A 12,812-nucleotide genomic window follows, 5' to 3' on the forward strand; every position below is an offset into this window, starting at 1 on the left:
GACGAGGACGGGAAGGGGCGCCGACGTGGACGCCGGGCGCGAACCACAGCAGGAACGCAGCAGGGCCACCCGCGCCCGACTGCTCGACGCGGCCGTGCGCGTCCTGGCCGAGCGCGGAGCCGCCGGTGCCACCGTGGGTGCGGTGGCCGAGGAGGCCGGAGTGTCGCGTGGGGCCGCCCAGCACCACTTCCCCACCCGCGAGGACCTGTCGCTGGCGGCTCTGCGGCACATGCTGGACCGGCGCGGGGAGGAGCTCAGGCGCGGGGTGGCCGCCGTTCCCGAAGGGGCCGGGCGCACCGAGGCCGTGGTGCGGATGGTCGTGGACGCCTTCAGCGGCGAGGACTTCCGCGCCGCCCTCCAGCTGTGGGCGGCCGCCGCCAACGACCCCGCCCTGCGCGAGCGGATCCTGCCGTTGGAGGAACAGATGGGGCGGGAGGTGCACCGGGCCGCGGTGGACCTGCTCGGCGCGGACGAGTCCGTGCCGGGCGTGCGCGAGACGGTGCAGGCCACCCTTGACCTGGCCCGCGGCCTGGGGCTGGCCAACCTGCTCACCGACGACGGCCCCCGGCGGGCCCGGATCGTGCGCCAGTGGGCGCTGACCCTGGACGGCGTCCTGGCCCGGCCCCCGGTCGGGTCGGCCGCGCCGCCCGACCCGGTGTAGCGGCACGCGCGCGGCAGGGCGCACGTTCCGCGCGGCAGGGCGCGCGGGGCGCGGGAGGGGGCGGCGGCGGTTGTCGCGGCGGCGCTCGGGGCGACCGGGCACCGGCGGCCGAACGGAGCGGTCGGGTGGCGGTGCGGGACCACGGCGGTCGGCGAGGACCCGCACCGAGACGAGTCGACCGGCCACCGCGAGTCGTCGCGGTCGGGCGGTTGATTATCATCGCAGAGGCGGGGCGAAACCCGCGCGGTGAAGGGCGTCCATGGCGAATGGTGCGGACGGGACGGTGTGTCGGTGAGTGCGGATGCGGGCAGGGACCTGTCCGGCCTGGCCAGGCGTGTGACGGCGGCGTTCGAGGAGAGCGCGACCCGTCGCCGGGACCGCGACGCGCTGATGGACAACGCGTTCGCGGCGCTCTTCGAGCTGTACAGGGCGACGTCGGACGCCGAGCGGCGGTCACCGGCAGGACAGAACCTCAGCGCCGCGCTCGCCCGGCTCCTGGTGTCGGGCAACAACCCCGACCGGCTCGGCCTGTACGTGGTGCGAACGCAGACCGCCGCGGAGAACGGTCGGCACGAGGGCTACCGGCCCGCCTGCTGGCGGCGGTCGATGCTGCAGATCCTGGGCGAGGAGTTCGTTCCCTGGGAGGCCTTCCTGCGTCCGGGCGACCTGGAGGCCCTGCCGCGGATCGACGACGCCCTGGTCGAGGTGGCGGCCGAGGCCAGCCCGGTCAGCGGCGAGGAGGTGCCCGCCTGGGTGCCGGAGTCGCACTGGTGGTGGTGGGAGCCCGCGCGCCAGCGCGGCGAGGACGCCCCCGCCCGCGCCGACAGCGGCCCCCTGGACGCCGTGGCGGGGGACTAGCGCGACGGCCGCCCGTCGCCCCGGCATCGGCCCCTACGCCGGTCTGCGCGGGCACGGACGGTCCGGGAGGCCCTGTTGGCCCGACCGGACCGCCGCCGCCCGCGCGAGGTCACATGAGGGCCGAGACGGCGCCGATGGCCAGCAGGACCACCCCGACCAGCGCGGCCGCGCCCGTGGCGATGCCGAAGCCCCGCAGCTTGCCGTTCTCGCCGCGCAGCAGCTCCGCTTCGCTCCTGGTGGACATGATGAACGTGCCGCCCTCGGCCGGCGCGCCGATCTCCAGCCGGCCGTCGGCGGTGTCGAAGGCCTCGCCGTGGACGAAGAGCCGGGTGCCGGGACGCAGCACCCACTCCTCCTCCTTGAAGCCGACCGTGCCGCCGTCCGAGCGCAGCGTCACCGGGCCGATCGAGACCGAACCACCGCCGCGGTGTGGCCGGAAGCGGTCAGTGACCTTCTCGGCGTTCTCGACGTCGTGGCCGCCGGGCCGGACCACCAGCGTGCCTGTGTCGTCCTCCAGGAAGAAGGCGGTGTCCGTGGTGTGGCGGGCGACCACCTGGTTGCGGGTGACGGTGCGCCGGTCGCCGTCGCCGTCCCGTTCGACCTTCTCGTACTCGCGCGTGACCCTGTGCTGGTGCCAGACGCAGGAGACCTTCGCCAGCTCGGAGGACAGAGCCCCCCTCCTGTGCGGACGGACCACGCCCGCCACCTCGCACCTCTGCCGGAACACGCCTTCTCCCGCGGCGCCCACCGCCGCCCGGTGCAGCTCCCCGAGTTCGGCGACGGCCAGGGTCTCGGTCGATTCCATCGCGCGGATGCGGGTCTTCGCGCGGCGGGTCAGGAACCCGCACAGCCCCGCCACGGCCAGTCCGACCAGTCCGCCCACGATCCAGACCACAGCGCCTCCTGAGGATGTCGTCCCGCCGGCGCCCCGCGGCGCGCACGCAAATTACCACCGTCAGGTCACGGAAGGTCTCGGCCGTTGACGCCGTCGGCACCGCGTCGGCGCGGCTCACCGGCCGGGTACGGCGTCCTCCGCGGAGCCGGTGCGGTCGGCGATCAGGGACCGGTACCAGTCGAAGGAGTCCTTGGGGCGGCGCCGCTGGGTCGCGTGGTCGACGTGGACCAGGCCGAACCGCTGGTGGTAGCCCTCCGCCCACTCGAAGTTGTCGGTCAGCGTCCACACGAAGTATCCCCGCACGTCCGCGCCGCGCTCGCGTGCGGCGTCCACGGCGGCGACGTGCCCGGCCAGGTAGGCGATCCGGTCGGGATCGGCCACGCGGCCGTCCGGGGCGGGTTCATCCTTCCGGGAGCAGCCGTTCTCGGTGACGTACATCGGCGGCAGCGCGTCCCCGTACCGCTCGCCGAGCAGGAGCAGCAGGCGTTCGAGCCCCTCGGGTACCACAGGCCAACCGAACGCGGTCGTGGGCACGCCCGTCATCTCGGCGAAGTCGAAGGGCAGCTGCGAGCCCTCCGCGGGAGCGGCCACGAGCGAGGGGTTGTAGTAGTTCACGCCGAGCCCGTCCACACTGCCCGCGATCACGGCCATGTCGCCCTCGCGCACGGCGTCGATCCCGTCCGCGCCGAACGCGCTCAGGTCCGGATAGGCGCCGGTGAGGACGGGGTCGGTGAACAGGCGGTTGTGCAGGGCGTCGTAGGCGCGGGCCGCGACCGCGTCGGCCTCGCTGTCGGTGGCCGGGCCCACGGGGGAGTAGTTGTTGGTGAGCAGTACCTCCAGTCCCCGCGAGCGCAGTTCCCCGGCCGCCAGCCCGTGCGCGAGCAGCTGGTGGTGGGCCACCGTCAGCACGTCCGGCACCTCCAGCGCCTTGCCGGGCGCGTGGACGCCGAACGCGTGCCCGTAGGCCATGTGCACGACCGGCTCGTTCAGCGTGATCCACCGGCGCACCCGGTCGCCGAGGCGGTCGGCGACCGCGGCGGCGTAGTCGGCGAAGGCGTGGGCGGTCGCGCGCGAGGACCACCCGCCCGCCTCCTCCAGCGCCTGCGGCAGGTCCCAGTGGAACAGGGTCGGCACCGGCTCGATCCCGCGTTCGGCCAGGGCGTCGACCAGGCGGTCGTAGAAGTCCAGCCCCGCCTTGTTGACCGCGCCGCGGCCCTGGGGCACCACCCGCGGCCACGAGAGCGAGAACCGGTAGGCGTTCACGCCCAGACGGGCGAGCAGGTCCACGTCCTCGGCCCAGCGGTGGTAGTGGTCGCAGGCCGTGGCGGGACTGTGCCCGTCGCGGACGGCGCCGGGCCGCGCGCTGAAGACGTCCCACACGGACGGGGCGCGCCCGTCCTCGGCCAGGGCGCCCTCGACCTGGAACGCGGACGAGGCCACTCCCCACAGGAACGGTGACGGCACGGTCGACTCCTTCGTGTCGAGCGGGGTCAGGCGACCCCGCGGATCTTCCAGACCAGCGCGGCCCCGAGCAGGGTGACCACGCCGCAGGCGGTGTACAGCACCGGGTAGCCGCCCAGGTACACCACGATCGGTCCGGCCAGCGCGGGCGCGATCACCTGGGGTCCGGCGCTGGCGATGTTGACGATTCCCAGGTCCTTGGCCCGGCCCAGGGCGGTCGGGAGCACTTCGGTGACCAGGGCGTTGTCCACGGACAGGTAGACGCCGAAGCCCATCCCCAGCACCACGGCGCACACCAGGCTCATCGTCCAGGTGGGGGCCAGGGCCAGCAGGAACGCGGGTACGGCCATGACCACCCCGGACAGGCACACCAGCGCCCGCCGGCGGCCGAGCCGGTCCGAGACGGCCCCCGCCACCACGGTCGTCGCCACGACCGCCGCCGTGTAGACCAGGATCAGCACCAGCAGCCCGTCGGCGGCCGACGAACCGGGGAACAGCTCCTCGTAGCCCACCCCGTCGCGCAGGAAGTACAGCAGGTACAGCACGAACATGGCGTTGCCGGTCTGCATGAGGAACCGGGTCAGCCAGGCCCACCCGAAGTCGGGGTGGCGGCGCGGCGACACCCAGAACCCGCGGGTGAACTCACGCCACGGCGGCCGGGCCTGGCGCGGCAGCGGCGGGTCGGGCGAGGCCAGGGCGAAGGGCAGTGCGCAGGCCGCGGTCAGGACGCCGATCAGCGTGTAGCCCGGCGCGATCCCGGTCGTGACGACCGTGACCAGCAGGACGGCGGCCACCACGCCCGCCGACTGGGGGATGCCGATCCATCCGGAGACCGCGCCGCGCTGTCGGACCGGCACGTGGTCGGGGACGGCGGCGAGCAGGGTCGCGTTCAGGCAGGACAGCGCGGTCTGGACGAGCGACCAGCCGACCATCACGCCGACGACGGTGTCCTGGCGGCCCAGGACCACCAGGCCGGCCCCGCCGAGGACGGCGCCCGCCACCACCCAGGGGCGCCGGCGCCCGAAGCGGCCGGTGGTGCGGTCCGAGAGCGCTCCGGCCAGGGGTGTGGCGACCATGGCCAGGGCGGCGCCGACCCCGGTCACCCAGGCCAGGGCCGTCTCCTTGTCCTCGGGCGCGGCCAGGCCGACCTGTTCGGGCAGCAGGACCTGGAGGGGGCCGAAGAAGGCCATCCACATGCCGAGGTTGGCCAGGCTGAGGCCGGTCACCCACAGGGCGCGCACGGGTCGCTGGGGCTCGGCGAGTGCGGCGACGGGGGCGGGGTCGCGGGCCGGGGGTTCGGGCGTGGGCTGGGGCGCGGGGGGCGTGCGCACGTGTGACCTGCCTAACATGAATTTGCTTCATGTTAGGCAGTGGAAGCGGTGAGCGGAAGCCCTGGGCGCGGTCGGCCTTCCCGGCCGCTGGTCGACGTCGACCCGTGGTCTTCCGCCCGTCACGCCTACATCCCGCCGACGCCGACGAGCCCCGTCAGCCCGTGGCCACCGCCGCGCCGTCGCCCTGGCGGGCGTGCTCGGCGCCCAGCGCGATGGGCGCGGCCAGCCACTCGTCGCGCAGGCCGAAGGCGTCCGCCAGCATGACCGCGTAGGGGCGCAGTCCCCGGCACAGGTCGTTGACCGCCTGGGTCACCGCCTTGGCCCGGGACGTGGACAGGCGCTCGTGCTCCAGGAACCACGCGCGGTCCTCCTCCACGACGGAGAGCACGTACAGGTCGCACAGGCGGTTGAGCAGCTTGGCCGTGGACTGGTCGCCGCAGCGGTCGATGCCCGCCACGAAAGCCTCCAGCACCACGCGGTCCATGTGCGCGCGTCCGGCGGTGAGCACGTGGTCCTGGGCCTGGTTGAACACGTCGAAGGCGTCGCTGCCGTCCTTGCGGGCGCGGCGCAGGCGCCCGGCCAGCCCCTCGATGACGTGCTGCTCGCGGTCCTCCAGCAGCTCCAGCTGCCAGCCGCGGTTGTACAGGCTCGTCTCGGTGCCCCGGCCCGGGGCGGCGGCCACCAGCCGTTCGATCAGCGGGGTCGCGGCGGTGCGCTCGATGACCGTCTCCACGAACCGGCCGGCGACGAACTTGACCAGTCCGAGCTGGTCGAGGTCGCCGAAGTAGTCCTGGAAGTTGGTCAGCAGACCCTTGGTGAGCTGCTGGAGCAGGACGGTGTTGTCGCCCTCGAACGTGGTGAAGATGTCGGAGTCGGCCTTGAGCTGCGGGATGCGGTTCTCGGCCAGGTACCCGGCGCCGCCGCAGGCCTCGCGGCAGGTCTGGATGGTGTCGGTGGCGTGCCAGGTCGCGATCGCCTTCAGCCCCGCCGCGCGCGACTCCAGCTCGCGCTGGGCGTGCTCGTCGCGCTCACCGCGCTCCTGGGCGCCGTACAGTTCGTGCAGCCGGGTGACCAGTTCCTCCTGGGCGAAGTGCAGGCCGTAGGTGCGCGCCAGCGCGGGCAGCAGCTTGCGCTGGTGGGCGAGGTAGTCCAGGATCCGCACCTCCTGCTCCGGCCGGCCGTCGGCGGCGGGGCGGGTGAACTGGCGGCGGGTGTCGGCGTAGCGCACCGCGATCGCCAGCGCGGCCTTCGTGGCGGTCCCCGCGCCCCCGGCCACGCTGACCCGGCCGCGGATCAGGGTGCCGAGCATGGTGAAGAAGCGGCGGTTCTTGTTCTCGATGGGGCTCGTGTAGGTGCCGTCGGCGGCCACGTCCCCGTACCGGTTGAGCAGGTTCGTGCGCGGGACCCGGACGCGGTCGAACCACAGGCGGCCGTTGTCGACGCCGTTGAGCCCCGCCTTGGTCCCGCAGTCCTCGATCCGCACGCCCGGCATCGGGCGCCCCTCGGCGTCGCGGACGGGCACCATGAGGGCGTGGACGCCGTGCTCGGCGCCGTCGGCGCTCAGCTGGGCGAAGACCACCGCCATCCGGCCGTCCCGGGCGGCGTTGCCGATGTAGTCCTTGCGCGCCGACTCGTCGGGCGTGTGGACCACGAACTCCTCGGTTGCGGGGTCGTAGGTGGCGGTGGTGCGCAGGTGCTGGACGTCCGATCCGTGGCCGGTCTCGGTCATCGCGAAGCAGCCGGGCAGGTCCACCGACATCACACCGGGCAGGTACTCGGCGTGGTGCGGCTCGGTGCCCAGGGCGCGGATGGCGCCGCCGAACAGGCCCCACTGCACGCCCACCTTCACCATGAGCGACATGTCGCACACGAGCATCTCGAAGGCCACGACCGAGGCGCCGATGTCGTCGGACCCGCCCACGGACTCGGGGAACCCGTAACCGGGCACCTCGGTCCCGGCCAGCGCCTTGAGCTGGGTCAGTACGCGCGCGCGGTGGTCCTCCACCGACAGACCGGAGACGGGAGCGAACTCCTCGCCCCGCAGGAGGTCGCGGGCGCGTTCGCGCACGCTGGCCCAGCGCCCGTCCAGCAGGCCGCGCAGCTCGGCCTCGTCCACCTTCAGTGCCTGATCCGTCATGCTCTCCCCCTGCGATTCGACGCGGCTCCCACGTGCCTACCACTCCGCGGTCCCGGCGGAGCGGGGGAACACGCCCTGGCCACGGGTACGAGACACACGATAGGCGTGCAGTGAGGGGATGGACCATGGGGACCCGTACACCGATCCGTGTCGTGCTCGTCGGCTGGTTCTCGTTCCGGCACGGCGAGGCGACGGCCGGGGACGTCGGCGCCGCGGAGGCGGTGTCCGCCGGGCTCGGCGGACACGGCATCGACCACGACACCGTGTGGAGCCCGCACTTCCGTTCGCGGGGGCCGACGCTGGAGGAGGTGGACCCGGCCGCCTACTCGCACCTGGTCTTCGTGTGCGGGCCCGCGGCGGGGGAGCAGGTCGCCGACCTGCACCGGCGCTTCGCGGACTGCACGAGGATCGCGGTCGGGGTGTCCGCCGTCGACCGGGCCGATCCCGCGCTGCGCGGCTTCCACACGGTCCTGGCCCGCGACGGGCAGGGCATCGAGCCGAGCCGGGACCTGGCCGCGGACGCTCCGGCCCCCGCGCCGGTGCCGGTGGTCGGGGTGACCGCGGCACCCGGCCAGCCCGAGTACGGGGACCGCGGCGCCCACGCGCGCGCACACCGGGCCCTGGCGGGCTGGCTGGTGGCCAAGGACTGCGCCCGGGTGCCGCTCGACACCCGGCTGGACGCGGTCGACTGGCTGCACTGCTCTCGGCCGGGCCAGTTCGACGCACTCGTGGGGCGGATGGACCTGGTGGTGACCACGCGTCTGCACGGGCTGGTCCTCGCGCTGCGCAACGGTGTCCCGGCGGTCGCGGTGGACCCCGTCGTCGGGGGTGCCAAGGTCGCGGCCCAGGGCCGGGTGTGGGACTGGCCCGTCATCACGCTGGACGGGCCGGACGCCGAACCCGACGCCGACCGCCTGGAGCGGCTCTGGCGGTGGTGCCTGGCCGACGGTCGCACGCAGGCGCGGGCACGGGCGCGCGCCCCCGCCGGGACGCTGAACGGCCTGCTCGCCGAGGCACTGCTGGGCGACGGCGGCGGTCTCAGACGGCGATGGCGGGAGTCTCGTGCAGGCGGCGCAGCAGGTCGTCCAGCGACAGGTCCAGGGCGTCGGCGATCGCCGCGACGGTGAAGAAGGCGGGGGTGGGGATGCGGCCGCCCTCGATCTTGCGCAGGGTCTCGACCGAGATTCCGGCCTGGTGGGCGACGTCGACCATCGTGCGCCGGCCCCGGGCCTCGCGGAGCAGTCGCCCCAGCTGGTGGCCGCGGGCGAGCTGCTCGGGGGTCAGCGGTTCTCGAACCATGCGACGAGTCTAACCGGGTCCTCCTCCGGCGGGCGGGTGATCGCGGGACCGGTTCCGGCGGTCGTGGGGGCCGCGGGCCCTGGAGCGGCCGTGTCCGTCCCGCCGGTCCCGCTCCCGCCTCAGCGCGTGCCCAGCGGCCGGGTGAAGCCCGCCATGCGCGGGTGGACGGACACCGGGAAGTCCGCGCGGGCCGGGCCGAGCCCGTCCAGCACCGCCTGGGAGGGCTCCCCGTACACCTCGAACGCCCGTACCCGGCAGTGCTCCATCACGCCCTGGATGTAGGGGTCGGAGAGCTTCCAGTGCAGCAGGACCGACTCCGAGCCGGCGTAGAGCTGGAAGCTGTGCGCGAGCATGCGCTCCTCGTCGAGGAAGACCTCGACCATCAGCTGGGGGCCGTGCTCCCGGGTGAAGTCGACGGCCCGCCGGACGGCCGCCCGGAACTCCTCCAGGTGGCCGTCGGTGATCCGCATGGTGTTGTGGAACAGGAGTGTGGTGCTGTGCGCGTCCATACGCCGATGATGGAACCTCAAGCAAGATCGAGGTCAAGGGGGCGGCCGGGAGGGAACCGGTGCGCGCCCGGCCACGCTCACACCAGGCCCGGCACGGCCAGTTCGAGAGTGCCGCGCTCGGCGTCGAGCTCGGCGGGCACGCCCAGGGGGATCGTGAGCTGGGCCGGGCAGTGCCCGAACTCCAGGCCCCACAGCACGGGGACGCCGAGCGGCTCCAGGCGCTCGCGCATCAGGTCGGCGATCACGCCGAGGTCGGGCGGGCAGTCCGTCCACGTGCCCAGCACGATCCCCGACACCCCGGACATCCACCCGGTGCGCAGCAGGTGCGTGAGCATCCGGTCGATCCGGGCGACGTCCTCCCCGATGTCCTCCAGCACCAGGAGCCCGCGGTCGGCGGACAGGCGGCTGTGGGGGGTGGCGAGGCCGTCGTTGAGGAGGCTGAGGTTCCCGCCGAACGTCACGCCGCGGGCGCGTCCGGGCACCAGCGCGTGCGCGCCCGGCGACGTCAGCACCATCCGCTTCTCCGGGGTGAACAGTGTCGTGTGCAGCTCGTGCTGGGCCCGCGGGTCGCCCACGAAGTAGCGCGTGCCCACGACCGGTCCGTGCACCGTCGCGACCCCGAGTTCGACCGCGAAGGCCTCGTGCAGCGCGGTCACGTCGCTGAACCCGATCAGCGCCTTGGGCTCGGCCCGCCGCATCGCGTCGAAGTCCAGCAGGTCCAGGGTCCGGTGCGCGCCGTCGCCGCCGCGCACGCAGAACACCGCGGCCACGTCCGGGTCGCACCAGGCCGACTGGAGGTCGGCGGCGCGCACGGCGTCCTCCCCGGCCAGGTAGGGCAGGCGCGGGTGGCGCTCGCGCACGTGCGGTGCCAGGTCCACGCGCAGGCCCCACTCGCGCAGCACCGCCACCGAGGCCTCCAGCTGGGCGGCCGGGACCGGGCTGCACGGCGTGACCAGCCGCACCCGGTCCCCGGTGCGCAGCCGGGGCGGGCGGACCAGCGCGGGCACCCCGCGCGCGGGGACGGACTGGCCGGCGGGGCCCCGGCGCGGGCCGCCGACCGGGGCCGCCGACCCGCCCGCGCGTCGCCCGCCGATACCGGTGGCGGCCTCGGGCGCGGCCCTGTCCGCCCGTCGTCCGTCGACCCCGGCGGACGCCTCCGGCGCGGTCCCGCCCGCCCGTCGCTGGCCGACTCCGGTGGCGGTCTCCGCCGCGGCCTGATTCGCCCGTCGTCCGTCGCCGCCCCCGACCGACGCCTCCGGTGCAGCCTCGCGCATGTCGTCCTTCCCTCGTCGGCCCACTCGTTCGACGCCCCTCGCGTCCGCACCGTTCCGGCGTGCGCCGCCCCGGTCAGCTCCGCAGGAACGTGTCCAGCACGCGCACCCCGAACCTGAGCCCGTCCAGCGGCACCCGCTCGTCCACCCCGTGCAGCAGCGCCGAGTAGTCCAGCCCCTCGGGCTGGCTCATCGGGGAGAAGCCGTAGCAGTCGATGCCCAACCGGGAGAAGACCTTGGCGTCCGTGCCTCCCGACAGGCACATCGGCACCACGTGGGCGTCGGGATCGTGCGCGCGCAGGGCGGCGCCGATCGCCGCGAACGCGGCGCCGTCGACGGGAGCCGACACCGCCGGCGACCGGTGCGCGTACTCCCAGTCCACGCGGCCACCGGTCAGCGCGTCCATGGTGGACTCGAAGGCCGCCTCGGCGCCCGGCAGCACGCGCCCGTCCACGCCCGCGGTCGCCTCCCCGGGCACCACGTTCACCTTGTACCCCGCCGAGAGCATGGTGGGCGTGGCGCTGTTGCGCACCGCGGGAGCGATCAGCGGCGCGGCCTCCCCCAACCGGGCGACCAGGGCGTCGACGGCCTCGTCCGTGGCGGTGTCGCCGGGGGAGCGTTCCACCCCCAGGGCCTTGGCGACCGCGTCGATCGCGTCGAGGGTCACCGGCGTCAGGTGCGACGGCCACGCGTGCCGCCCGACCCGGGCGACCGCGTCCGCGAGCGCCCCCACGGCGTTGTCGCGCGGGGGGCGCGACCCGTGCCCGGCCGTGCCGCGGGCACGCAGCGTCAGCCAGGCGCTGCCCCGCTCGGCGGCGCCCACCGGGTAGAGCCGGACCGGGCGGCCGTCGGTTCCGCGCGCGTGGACGGTCTCCCCGCCGCCCTCGCCGATCCCCACGGAACAGCCCTCGAACAGGTCGGCGTGCTCGCGCGCCAGCCAGTCGGCCCCGTAGGCGGCGCTGTCCTCCTCGTCGGCGACGAACGCCAGGACGAGGTCGCGGCGCGGCCGCAGGCCGTGGCGGGACCAGTGGCGCACCACGGCGGCGACCATCGCGACCGTGTTCTTCATGTCCACGGTGCCGCGCCCCCACAGGGCGGGGACGCCCGTGACCGGACAGTCGGCGATCTCACCGGCGAAGGGCGGCAGAGTCCAGTCGGCGGCGTCGGCCGCGACCACGTCCAGATGGCCGTGCACGAGCAGGGCCGAGGCGGAGGGGTCGGTGCCGGGCACGCGCACGACCACGTTCGCGCGGCGGGGCGCCGACTCCAGGACGAGCGGGTCCAGCCCGGCCTCGCCGAGCGCCTCCGCGGCGTACTCGGCGGCGGCGCGCTCGTCGCCCTGGCCGCCGCCGTGGTTGGTGGAGTCCCGGCGCACGAGTTCGCGGGCCAGGCGGATCGCGTCCTCCCCCGCCGCGTGGAGACCGGATTCGGGGGACGTGACGGTGTGGACCACGTGCGCGGCCTCGCTCTCCGGTCAGTGGGTGCCAGAACGGGGAGAACCCCCCACGCCCCAGTCTTACCCGTAGTGCGCTTCCATTGCCTGTGAAACGAGAGTAGTCACGGTCTTGAAGCAGCGGATCATCTCGTAGGCGTCGGGCGAGGTGAAGCGGACGCGCCGCGCGCCCACGCGGGTCACCCCGGGCACCAGCGCGGCGGCCTGGGCGAGGTGGGCGGCGTCGACCTCCACCTCCACCGCGCGCGGACGCGGCTCGGCGGGCTCCAGGCGTCCGGCCAGCAGCATCGCGGCGCGCGCTCCGGCCCGGATGTCCTCCGCGGTGCGCGCGGGCGGCCGGCAGCGGGCGGCGTAACGGCTCACGTGCTCCTTGACCGCGACGGTCCGCGCGAAGGGGGCGTAGCCGGCCGCGTCCTCGCAGGCCCGGTCGTCCCCGGTGACGAGGATCACGGGCGTGCCGTACTCGGCGACCACGGCGGCGTTCAGCCGGCCCTCGCTCGCGGGCTCCCCGTCCAGCCACACGCCGGTGAGGGCGTTGGGCAGGTAGGTGTGGGCGAGCACTCCCTCGTCCCCGGCTCCGCAGTGGTAGCCGAGGAAGACCACTCCGTCGCGGTCGCCCGTCTGGACGCCCTCGACCATGGACAGGTCCTTGTGGCGCCCGGTGATCATGGTCGCGTCCTGGTGCAGGTCCTCCAGGAGGAGGTTGCGCATGGTGGAGTGCGCCTCGTTGACCAGGACCTCGTCGGCCCCGCCCTCGAACAGGCCCGTCACGGCCGCGTTCACGTCGCCGGTGAACATCGTGCGGCAGCGCTGCCACTGCTCGGTGCCGGGTTCGACGTCGGCGGGCCAGGTGACGCCCGTGGCCCCCTCCATGTCGGCGGAGATGAGGATCCTCATCCGGTGACCCTAGCCGCCCGCCCCCCGGTTATCCACAGGG

Annotated in this window: 12 protein-coding genes; 3 read left to right on the top strand and 9 right to left on the bottom strand. The window is 74.6% G+C overall.

Annotated features, from left to right (window positions below):
- The first annotated feature begins 25 nt into the window (after nucleotides 1–25).
- Entirely contained in the window at nucleotides 26–661 is a 636-nt protein-coding gene (locus tag ADL05_RS02415) for a TetR/AcrR family transcriptional regulator (RefSeq protein ID WP_053615194.1), read from the top strand.
- A gap of 285 nt (nucleotides 662–946) precedes the next feature.
- The gene (locus ADL05_RS02420; protein ID WP_053615195.1) at nucleotides 947–1,519 is read left to right on the top strand and encodes a hypothetical protein; all 573 of its coding nucleotides are present in this window, start codon (nucleotides 947–949) and stop codon (nucleotides 1,517–1,519) included.
- Between the two features lie 109 nt (nucleotides 1,520–1,628).
- On the opposite strand, the gene ADL05_RS02425 is transcribed toward ADL05_RS02420, so the two are convergent.
- The 4 genes from ADL05_RS02425 to ADL05_RS02440 all read right to left on the bottom strand — a co-directional run bounded on the left by ADL05_RS02425 (nucleotide 1,629) and on the right by ADL05_RS02440 (nucleotide 7,343).
- Nucleotides 1,629–2,414 (bottom strand): GIDE domain-containing protein, encoded by a 786-nt coding sequence (locus tag ADL05_RS02425; RefSeq protein WP_053615196.1) that lies wholly within the window; start codon nucleotides 2,412–2,414, stop codon nucleotides 1,629–1,631.
- A gap of 114 nt (nucleotides 2,415–2,528) precedes the next feature.
- Nucleotides 2,529–3,878: a GH1 family beta-glucosidase gene (locus ADL05_RS02430; protein ID WP_053615197.1), complete on the bottom strand. Its 1,350-nt coding sequence runs from the start codon at nucleotides 3,876–3,878 to the stop codon at nucleotides 2,529–2,531.
- A gap of 26 nt (nucleotides 3,879–3,904) precedes the next feature.
- Nucleotides 3,905–5,206, bottom strand: a complete 1,302-nt coding sequence (locus tag ADL05_RS02435) for an MFS transporter (RefSeq protein ID WP_053615198.1) — start codon at nucleotides 5,204–5,206, stop codon at nucleotides 3,905–3,907.
- 154 nt (nucleotides 5,207–5,360) lie between these two features.
- Complete coding sequence (locus tag ADL05_RS02440; protein WP_053615199.1) at nucleotides 5,361–7,343, bottom strand: acyl-CoA dehydrogenase; 1,983 nt, start codon at nucleotides 7,341–7,343, stop codon at nucleotides 5,361–5,363.
- A 125-nt stretch (nucleotides 7,344–7,468) separates the two neighbouring features.
- Between ADL05_RS02440 and ADL05_RS02445 the strand changes: the two genes are divergently transcribed.
- Nucleotides 7,469–8,470: a polysaccharide pyruvyl transferase family protein gene (locus tag ADL05_RS02445; protein WP_082376049.1), complete on the top strand. Its 1,002-nt coding sequence runs from the start codon at nucleotides 7,469–7,471 to the stop codon at nucleotides 8,468–8,470.
- Here the strand turns inward: ADL05_RS02445 and ADL05_RS02450 are convergent.
- The 5 genes from ADL05_RS02450 to ADL05_RS02470 all read right to left on the bottom strand — a co-directional run bounded on the left by ADL05_RS02450 (nucleotide 8,382) and on the right by ADL05_RS02470 (nucleotide 12,772).
- Nucleotides 8,382–8,642: a helix-turn-helix transcriptional regulator gene (locus ADL05_RS02450; RefSeq protein ID WP_053615200.1), complete on the bottom strand. Its 261-nt coding sequence runs from the start codon at nucleotides 8,640–8,642 to the stop codon at nucleotides 8,382–8,384. The two genes, ADL05_RS02445 and ADL05_RS02450, sit on opposite strands and share 89 nt — an antisense overlap.
- Nucleotides 8,643–8,761: 119 nt before the next feature.
- Nucleotides 8,762–9,151: a hypothetical protein gene (locus ADL05_RS02455; RefSeq protein WP_053615201.1), complete on the bottom strand. Its 390-nt coding sequence runs from the start codon at nucleotides 9,149–9,151 to the stop codon at nucleotides 8,762–8,764.
- A gap of 77 nt (nucleotides 9,152–9,228) precedes the next feature.
- Complete coding sequence (locus ADL05_RS02460; RefSeq protein ID WP_053615253.1) at nucleotides 9,229–10,158, bottom strand: LD-carboxypeptidase; 930 nt, start codon at nucleotides 10,156–10,158, stop codon at nucleotides 9,229–9,231.
- Between the two features lie 340 nt (nucleotides 10,159–10,498).
- Nucleotides 10,499–11,875 carry a M20/M25/M40 family metallo-hydrolase gene (locus tag ADL05_RS02465; RefSeq protein ID WP_053615202.1) on the bottom strand — a complete coding sequence of 459 codons (1,377 nt, stop codon included), beginning with the start codon at nucleotides 11,873–11,875 and terminating at the stop codon, nucleotides 10,499–10,501.
- A 63-nt stretch (nucleotides 11,876–11,938) separates the two neighbouring features.
- Complete coding sequence (locus tag ADL05_RS02470) at nucleotides 11,939–12,772, bottom strand: M55 family metallopeptidase (RefSeq protein WP_053615203.1); 834 nt, start codon at nucleotides 12,770–12,772, stop codon at nucleotides 11,939–11,941.
- Nucleotides 12,773–12,812 lie beyond the last annotated feature (40 nt).

This window comes from Nocardiopsis sp. NRRL B-16309 (assembly GCF_001279585.1).
Classification (GTDB): domain Bacteria; phylum Actinomycetota; class Actinomycetes; order Streptosporangiales; family Streptosporangiaceae; genus Nocardiopsis.